Genomic DNA, 9,318 nt, shown 5'->3' with positions numbered 1-9,318 from the left:
ATTATAAATTTGAAAATCTACTTATAATTTACTATATTTAAAATATATATTAATTATAAGGACTATTCATGACTATAGAAAAATTATCAAAAATGATTGAAGTTTCAAGCGGAGAAGTGTATTAAGTAAATAAAATTAATATTTACTTTTTATAAATAAAGCCTGACTATAAAAAATAGTGAGGCTTTATTTATAAAATGTATTTTAATCATTTTTTATATTATAATGGCCTATATTTAATTTAAATAAAGTCTTTATTATATTGAAATTGCCATAAAAAGTTATTTTTGTAGGAGTTTTAGTATTTTTTGGGTAGATTCTTGATACAGGAATTTCGCATACTTTATAATTTAATTTTGGAGCCATTACAGACATATAAAATAATAATTCGTATCCAGAAAATATATTTCTAAATATATTGAGATTTTCATCTAATAATAATTTTTTAGAAATACCTCTGTATGCTGAAGTAGTATCAGTATATTTAAAACCAGACATAAAACTAATCCAAGGAGCATGCATTAATTTTACAGCTAAATATCTTGATATAGGAGTGTTTTTATGAATACCACCCTTTATAAACCTTGAACCTTGTATAAAATCATATCCATCTTCCAATTTTTTAATAAAATCTTTTATGTATTCTACTCCATCTTTATCATTTCCATCTATTGTTATTATTCCTTCATATCCTTGATTTAAAATGTAATCAAATCCCATTCTAAATTGCGCTCCTTGCTTTCCTTCCCCTGTTTTTATAAGTAAGGTTCTTACATTTACACTTTCCAAAAAATCTTTATTAGTAGATCCGTCATTACTTCCTCCATCAAATATTATAATATCTACTATATTTTCTATATTATTTTCTTTCATTTTTATCAATTCATTTTTTATTCTACTACCTTCATTAAGTAAAGGAATACCTACACAATATTTATGCTTCTTATGAAAAAATTCTTCTATTTTGTAATCAGGCACTTCTCTAAACATATTATACTATTTCCTTTTCTATTAATTTTATAAAATCAATTATTTTATTAATAATATTAATATTTTCTATTTCATTATTATTATTTATTACTGTTTCTATTGAACAATGGTTAACTTTAGAAGTTTTTAATTTATATAAATATTCTATTAAATAATTTTTATAATTTATATACTCATTTTTTAAATTAGGTATACTTATGTGACAATGAAAATTATAACCTAATGAATTTACTAAATCTATAGATTGAGATATATTTTCATTTTCTAAAATTATAGTGCTTAAATCTAAATTTATTTTTATATTTTTTAAATTTATTTTTTTTATAAATTCAAATGTATCTTTAGTATTAGTCAAAAAATTAGTACCATAAGATTTAGAATTAGGTTCTATACCAATTACAATATTATTTTGTATAGCTACATCATTTAATTTTGTAAAAAATTCTAAAGCTATATCATTAGCTTCATCATTAGACATACTTTCTGGTACAATTCTTAATTTAGGAGATCCAAATAATACATGTTTTATACCTAATGTAGAAGAAACTTCTAAAGCTTTTAATGTATATTCATATAATTTTTTTCTTTCCATTTTAGAATAGAATAATGAACACTTATTTAATCCAAAATGTATACTTTGCATAGCAACAGCTTGTAATCCAAAATCTTCCCATTCTTTTTTTAATTTAATATAATTATTGTATTCATCATATAAACCTAAATTTGATATTTTAAATGGGGCAATTTCTATGAATTTAATACCTTTTTTTGACAAAAAATTATAAACATTATTCTTATTGTCTATATTCCAAGCCAATGCTGATATACATAATTTCATTATAAAACTCCATTTAATTTAAAAAATAATACTAAATCATCATATATATTTTTTTCATTATATAGGTATTCCTTGTTATTTCCCCATTTATCAGCATATATAGTTTTCATATTATAATTATATAATTTGGCATTATTTGAAATAAATTCTTTATGAAAAATGTTTTTCATAATATCTTTTGCTGAAATAGGTGTAGAACATACATTAAGAATAGGAATATTATATTCTATAGATTTTAATATATCATTATACAAATTATCTAAATTATAAAATTGAAATGTACTTTCAGAATTAGTAAATTGCAAAGAAGTTTCATTAATAGATGACAATATATATTTAATTTCTTCCCTTTTATTATCTTCTATAGCTTTATTTACATCAAATATAAATCTATTTTTTTCATTATTAAAACTATAATAATTTATTACTATTGTATTTTTAATCTTACTCTTTATAGATTCAAATTTATCTATGGTAAAAAATGCTGGTTCAGGATTTATTATGTCATATATGAAATTCTTTTTTAAATTTTTTCCGAATATAGAAGGTAATCTTATTATATGAGAATGATTAAAAATATTAGAAAATTCGTCTTCTGCTATTTTTCTATTTTTTCCATAATCAGAATCACTAATAAAATTGTTATTTCTTTCATCATATATAACAGGCTGAGGATACACTGCTATAGTTGATATTAAAACAGCTTTCTTAGCTTTTACAGTATTTAATATACTTAGTAATTCTTTAATATTCAATAAATCTTTTTCAGGATTAGTATTAGCAAGCTGCATATCAGCCGGTATTGATGAACAAATTAATAAATCAAATTCTTTATTCTTAATTTCATTAATATTTTTTGAATTGTATAGAAAATTAAAATCTGATTTCAGCAATATATTGCTTCCTACAAAACCAGTATAACCTACTAAACATTTATTATTCATATATTTGCTCCCGAATTTTATAAATAATAATATATAGTTAAATCTATTATGTTAATTTAACTAATTTCATTTATTTTAATATAATATTATTTGTATATTTGTAAAATACCTTAATTTTCGCCATTTTTGATACAAATCTTTTACTCTAATAATAACCTATTAATAAGGCATATTTATTACTTTTGCCAGAAAATACACTCCTTTTTATTATAGAATATTTATTTAATTCTTCTTTGGTAATTTATAATTATTTATATTATCCACAATATTACTATTATAATTTTATAATAGATATAACCTTATAATTTGGTCTATTTTCCATTTCTTTTGATAATAGTCCTATGTATCTTATAATAATACTAAATATAAAAAATACCAACGTAAAACCAAATGATAATAAAGTCATTATAGATGCCCAACCATTTTCTAAATTGTTAGATCCGACTAATTTTAATATTAAAGAATACAGACCAACTGAAGCAGATATAATAGCTGAAAATATAGCTAAAATAAATGAAATATTTGCTACTACTTCAGAAAATATTAATAAATATGAACTTCTATCACTTTTTGTCATTTTATATTTATATTTTTTTATATTACAATTAATTTCTTCATATTTGTACCCTATATTCCTAATTATATATGATATAGGAACAATTTTACTTTTGTTTTCACTTAAAGAATTTATAACTCTTCTTGTAACAAAAAATATAATATCGTATATATTATCTATTTTTGTTTTAGAAAATAATGATATACTTTTTAATACAAAATTGTCTCTAAAATTATTATATTTTGTTACCAAAAATGAAGAATCAATACCTTGCTGATTATATTCGTAAAGTCTATCTAAATAATTTTCTATATTATCTATATTAATATCTTTTAATACAAACACTATATCACCTTTAGAAAATTCTAATCCAGCCCTTATCATACTATCCTCATTGCTGTTGCTAGAAACATTTAAACATAATATATTATCAGATTTTGGTGATAATTCAGTATTTATCTTATCTATGTTGAAATTTTCATTAAATAGTAATATAATCTCGCTATACTCAAATTTATTAAGTATATAGTTTTCTAACCTTTGATAATTTTCTTTATTATCAATTTTTGTGATAATGAAACTTGCATAATTCTTATCTTTCATAATAACACCTCGTTTAATTCATATATAGTATTTAATTTTCCACCTAATATTGTAATGAAACCTGGCTTTTCTCTATCTTTCTTTATTATGACAGGTCTAGAATCAGATGTTGAAGAAGACTGCATTAATGCCTTTATTGTAAGGATACTTTCTTTAAACTCTGGTAAGAGCTCTTTTTTTAAATATTTTTTAGCTAATTGTTTCATATGTATCCAAGAAGAATCTGGACGTACTTTACAAAAAGTACAATTATCCAAAAATAATCCATTACATGTTGGTGATTTTTCTTGACAGCTAAAAGTTGGGAGTTCAGACATAGAAAATTTATGTGGACTATATCTAACAGAATATAAAGAATACATACCATTTTGATTAAAAGGCATTATTGAAAAAAATGGACCATCCATTAATGTTATACCAAAACCTTTCAAATTATTAGGGGCTTCACATAGTATCATTTCTGATAATTCAAATTTTATAGGTATGGTATTTAAATTAAAGATTTTTAATATACTATTAATAGATGCATAGGACGTATTTATTACAAATTGAGTTTCTAATGTTTTATTAGAATTTAATATTAGATGCCAACTGTCATTTTTTATACATACTTCTCTTATATAATCATCATACATAATTGTAATATTTTTATTTTCATTTAATTTTTCTAAATAATATTTTTTTATTTTTAATGTATCAATAGCATATTCTTTTGTTTCATAACAAGCATCTACTAAATTCTTATTAAAAAATTGAAGCTCATTAATTTTTTTATACGGTATATTGGCATTATCACAAAAATATTCAAAATTATCTGGAGTAGACATACCAAATTTTGATGATACTGCATAAATTTTTGTAAAATTTTTTATAATAGCAAATTCATAATCCTTAACAAATTTATCAAAATAATGTGAACATTTTATAGCCGTATGCAAAGATCTAGGATAATGATAACCATTATGCAGTCTAGCCTGATTAACATATGAAGCTCTTGAAAATGCTTCTTTATCTTTTTCTAATATAAGTATTTTTAAATTTTTATATTTTTGTGATAATATATCAGCTGAGTAAAGTCCATAAATACCCGTGCCTATTATTATATAATCATACATCATAATATATTCCTAAAAATTAATTTAAAACACAAAAAACCTATGCTGCAATTTTAAATTGCAGCATAGGTTGTAATTTTTGATATTTTGAATTATTATAAATACATATGCAATCGTAGCATATATTAGTCTGGTCTGGTCTGGTCTGGTCTGGTCTGGTCTGGTCTGGTCTGGTCTGCGAATTATATTTAAATCTTCTATTTTCTGATATCACTCTTCCTACAGCATTCATTATTAATCCTATAGCAAAAGATAATGCTGATAATATTAATAAACACATAGTAAGTATTGCTGTTGGAAATCTATCAACTTTTAAAGTTTCAAAGTATTCTATAGTGATGTTGATTCCTAATGACATACCTATAATAAAAAATACAATGCTTATTATATTAAAAAATATCATTGGTTTTTCTGTCATCATTAAATACATTATAGTAAATAATATTCTAAAACCATCTCTAAAAGTATTAAGTTTAGAAAAAGAACCTTCAGGTCTTTTAAAATATTTAGCAGATACTTCTCCTACTGGTAAACGCATTTGTAAAGCATATATTGTTAGCTCTGTTTCTATTTCAAAACCTTTAGAGGCAGCAGGAAAACTCTTTACGAATCTTTTAGAAAATATTCTATATCCGCTAAGCATATCATTAAATCTTTTTCCAAATAATATATTAGCAAAACCTGTAAGCATAGCATTACCAAATGTATGACCTTTTCTATGTACATCTTCATCTACAACTTCACGAGAAATATTAAGCATATCAAGTTTGTTGTCTAAAAAATACCGTATATGTTTTTTTATTTCAGATATATCGTATTGCATATCAGCATCAACCATTATATATATGTCAGATTCTACATCAGAAAAAGCTCTGCGTACAACTTCTCCTTTACCTTGATAGTTAACTTCTGTTACTATTGCTCCAGATTCTTTTGCTAGTTTTACAGAATTATCTTTACTATTATTATCAAATACGTTAATTTCAGCTTCAGGAAGATATTTTCTAAATTCTTCTATTACTTGTTTAATAGTAATTTCTTCATTATAGCATGGTATTATTACAGATATTTTTTTCATAATTATTTCCCAAATAAATTTAAAGCATAAAAAACCTACGCTGCAATATAAAATTGCTGCATAGGTTGTAATTTTTGATATTTTGAATTATTATAAATATATATGTAATCGATGCATATATTAATTCTGGTCTGGTCTGGTCTGGTCTGGTCTGGTCTGGTCTGGTCTGGTCTGGTCTTACTATAAGCTAAATGAAATATTTCTTTTAAAAGTTTTAAGTTAGACGAGAAACCTTTAATTTTTGATGGAACTTCATTTTTTGGATATGATCTTATTGTAGGTACCTGACAAATTTTGTAACCTAATTTTTTTGCATGTACTAATGGATAGTAACAATATTCATAAGTATTAAATTCTTCTCTGAACCAATCCATTCTTTCATCTAAAATATATTTTCTTGAAAAGCCTTTATATCCATTACAAACATCATCATAATGAAATCCTGAAGTTAAACTAATTAATGGAGAAGCTATAAATTTAATTCCTATAAATCTACCAATAGGGGTATTTTTATGATGACCACCTAAAGTAAATCTGGTAGCTTGAATTACATCATAGCCTTCTTCTAATTTTTTTAGAAATAATGGAAGACTTTCATAAACATTATCTTTATCATTTCCATCTACCATTATAACTCCATCATAACCATCATTCATAGTTTCATAAAAACCTTGTTTTAATTGTACACCCTGACCTTTTTTATCACTTATATTTATCAAAAGTCCTCTACATCCATATTCTTTTATAAATTCCGGATTAGATGAATTATCTTTACTTCCAGCATCACATATATATACATCACATATATTAAAGATATTTGAATTTTTCATTTTATTCATTTGAGAAATAAACCTTTCACCTTCATTAAAAACAGGTATTAATAAAGCATATTTATTTCTCTTTTCAAAAAACATATATTTATCATATTTTGGTATTTTATTTACTATTTCCAATAATTCTTCATTTGTAAATTGATAATTCATAATGATCTCCAAAAATTAGTTAAACATAAAAAACTATACTGCAATTTGATATTATCCTTTTCAAAAAATTATAACTAGCTTTAGTTTTCTTCTATATATAAAGTGATTTAAAATCATTATTGTTTATTAACAATTAATAAAAGAATAAATCCAATCATAACAAGTAAAGTAGGTATATATCTAATAAGAATTAGATATCTTTTTATTTGTATTTCTCCACTATAATCTGATTGAAAATTATTTTTATATGAATTATAAGAAAATAAATAAGCTAATATTAATAATCCTATGAACATAAATGAGAATATAAAATTGTTTACAGGTTCAGTAGATAAAATAGGTATTAAATCTCTTATACTATTATACTTAAATGTTTTTTGTGCATAGAAAAATTTAATAAGTGGTAAAGAATATGTCCTAACTGCTTCAGCAACACATATATAGGTATGTGTAATTAGCAATATAATACTATAAAAAGTTGAAGATGCAACTTCTATAAAAATATTAAATTTTAAATATTTTATATTTGTTGTAAATAATAATAATGGTATAAACGGAGATAGTATAACGAAACGGTATAAAGCTACCGCTTGTGCATTACCAAATAAAAAACTTACCCAAGTTAGAAATATAATATTTATAGATAATATTTTATCATCATCTTTTTTAGGAGTAAAAAAACAATATATACATATAATAGAATATGCTATTAAAAATACTGGTAAATTTGCTATTTTATTTAATAGTAGTACATTGAATACATCAGTATAAAGAGCTTTATAAGTAATATATGGTAATGGTGGATTATGGTAATATAGTAAATCAGCAGTTTTTGTTATTATATTTGTAATTATGAATGGTGTTATTGCTATTATATTGTATAAAATTATTTTTTTCAAATTCTTTTCTCTCAATAAAATTAGAGGAAATAATATAAAAACAGGATAATTTTTTAGACATATAGATATTGCAAACCAAAGTAAATATTTGCTATCATTTCTTAAATAATATAAAATTCCAATTAGCATAAAGAATATTGTAATAATATCCATTTGAGATATAAACAGTGCTGGTAATATAGTAAATGGAGATGATAAAAATAAATATTCTGATAATTTTGAATTATTATCAGATAATTTAAATTCTTTAGATATTTTATATACTATACGAGCAGATGCTAATACAAATATAAATAGTATAGTTTTTATATACATTAATTCAAATGTACCTATATAAAAAGATTCATGATGCCAAGTATAAAGAGTAAAATTTGTTAATTTTGTATAAACCCATATAGGAAAAAATAGTATAGCATATATTATATATGCTAAATAAGGCCAATGGCTGTAATGAAGAGATCCTATTTTCATATATACTTCATAATTAAAATTGAATGGGTGTACATTCCAAAAATTTACACTAAAAGGTATATGTATTAAAGCATCGGAATATATATACATTACATAACAAAAGATTACTGTAATATAATATATTATATATTCTAATTTTAACGGTTTAGATAATTTTATATTGTATATAATATATTTTTTAAATAAAATATATATAACTGATAATATAATCAATATAATTAAAATAAGTATAATATATACTTTTATTTTTAATTTATAATGAATGTTATCTATTTTTTCATCATATCCTAATTTTTTTTCAGAAATTAAATTTCCAAAAGGACTTCCTTTATCATTCATTTTTATTTCTTTGATAAAACTATTTTCTTCCAAAATTTTATTTATATTAGGATAAACTCCGTATATATCACTATTTTTAAATATTTTACTATAATACTGTATTCTAAAACCATAACTGTAATTTGTGATAGCTTCATTTGTAAATATGTAATTCATTAAGGCTTCATTATTTAATGTATTATCTATAGTGAAAGTTTTTTTTACTTCATCTATGTTTAATCCATTTAATTCTAAAGTTCTATTTATATGATATTCATCAAATTTAAATTCTGTTAAATATCCAATTCTTGTTTTATATCCTAATGCAATAAGAATTATTAAGGCAGCTATAAATATTATTAATATCGATAAAAATAATTTATTATTTTTCATAAATTACTCCATAAAATACATAGATAGTATTTAAATTGATAAATTTTTTTTGTGTATTTAGATAAATTAGGTTAGAAAATAAATTTAGGCTTGTTGCAATAGCACCGTTTTTTAATTTATAATTTTCTAT

The 9,318-nt window shown here is 22.2% G+C and carries 8 protein-coding genes; all 8 read right to left on the bottom strand.

Features of this window, described 5'->3' with window-relative positions; genetic code table 11:
* Positions 1-204: 204 nt before the first annotated feature.
* Positions 205-990 (bottom strand): glycosyltransferase family 2 protein, encoded by a 786-nt coding sequence (locus R4K56_RS13940; protein WP_335773044.1) that lies wholly within the window; start codon positions 988-990, stop codon positions 205-207.
* A 1-nt stretch (position 991) separates the two neighbouring features.
* Positions 992-1,828 (bottom strand): TIM barrel protein, encoded by an 837-nt coding sequence (locus tag R4K56_RS13935; RefSeq protein WP_335773045.1) that lies wholly within the window; start codon positions 1,826-1,828, stop codon positions 992-994.
* Positions 1,828-2,772, bottom strand: a complete 945-nt coding sequence (locus tag R4K56_RS13930) for a Rossmann-fold NAD(P)-binding domain-containing protein (protein ID WP_335773046.1) — start codon at positions 2,770-2,772, stop codon at positions 1,828-1,830. The genes R4K56_RS13935 and R4K56_RS13930 overlap by 1 nt, the downstream gene beginning before the upstream one ends.
* 274 nt (positions 2,773-3,046) lie before the next feature.
* Complete coding sequence (locus R4K56_RS13925) at positions 3,047-3,931, bottom strand: hypothetical protein (protein WP_335773047.1); 885 nt, start codon at positions 3,929-3,931, stop codon at positions 3,047-3,049.
* Positions 3,928-5,049, bottom strand: coding sequence for an FAD-dependent oxidoreductase (locus tag R4K56_RS13920; protein ID WP_335773048.1), 1,122 nt, complete (start codon positions 5,047-5,049; stop codon positions 3,928-3,930). Before R4K56_RS13920 ends, R4K56_RS13925 begins: the two co-directional genes overlap by 4 nt.
* A 37-nt stretch (positions 5,050-5,086) precedes the next feature.
* The gene (locus R4K56_RS13915) at positions 5,087-6,124 is read right to left on the bottom strand and encodes a glycosyltransferase family 2 protein (protein WP_335786922.1); all 1,038 of its coding nucleotides are present in this window, start codon (positions 6,122-6,124) and stop codon (positions 5,087-5,089) included.
* A 35-nt stretch (positions 6,125-6,159) separates the two neighbouring features.
* Positions 6,160-7,107 carry a glycosyltransferase family 2 protein gene (locus tag R4K56_RS13910; protein ID WP_335786921.1) on the bottom strand — a complete coding sequence of 316 codons (948 nt, stop codon included), beginning with the start codon at positions 7,105-7,107 and terminating at the stop codon, positions 6,160-6,162.
* Between the two features lie 116 nt (positions 7,108-7,223).
* A complete protein-coding gene (locus tag R4K56_RS13905) occupies positions 7,224-9,188 on the bottom strand; it encodes a hypothetical protein (protein WP_335773043.1) in 1,965 nt (654 codons plus the stop codon).
* Positions 9,189-9,318: the final 130 nt, after the last annotated feature.

This window comes from Brachyspira pulli (assembly GCF_036997785.1).
Taxonomy (GTDB): Bacteria; Spirochaetota; Brachyspiria; order Brachyspirales; family Brachyspiraceae; genus Brachyspira; species Brachyspira pulli.
This window is presented reverse-complemented; position numbering and strand designations above follow the sequence as displayed.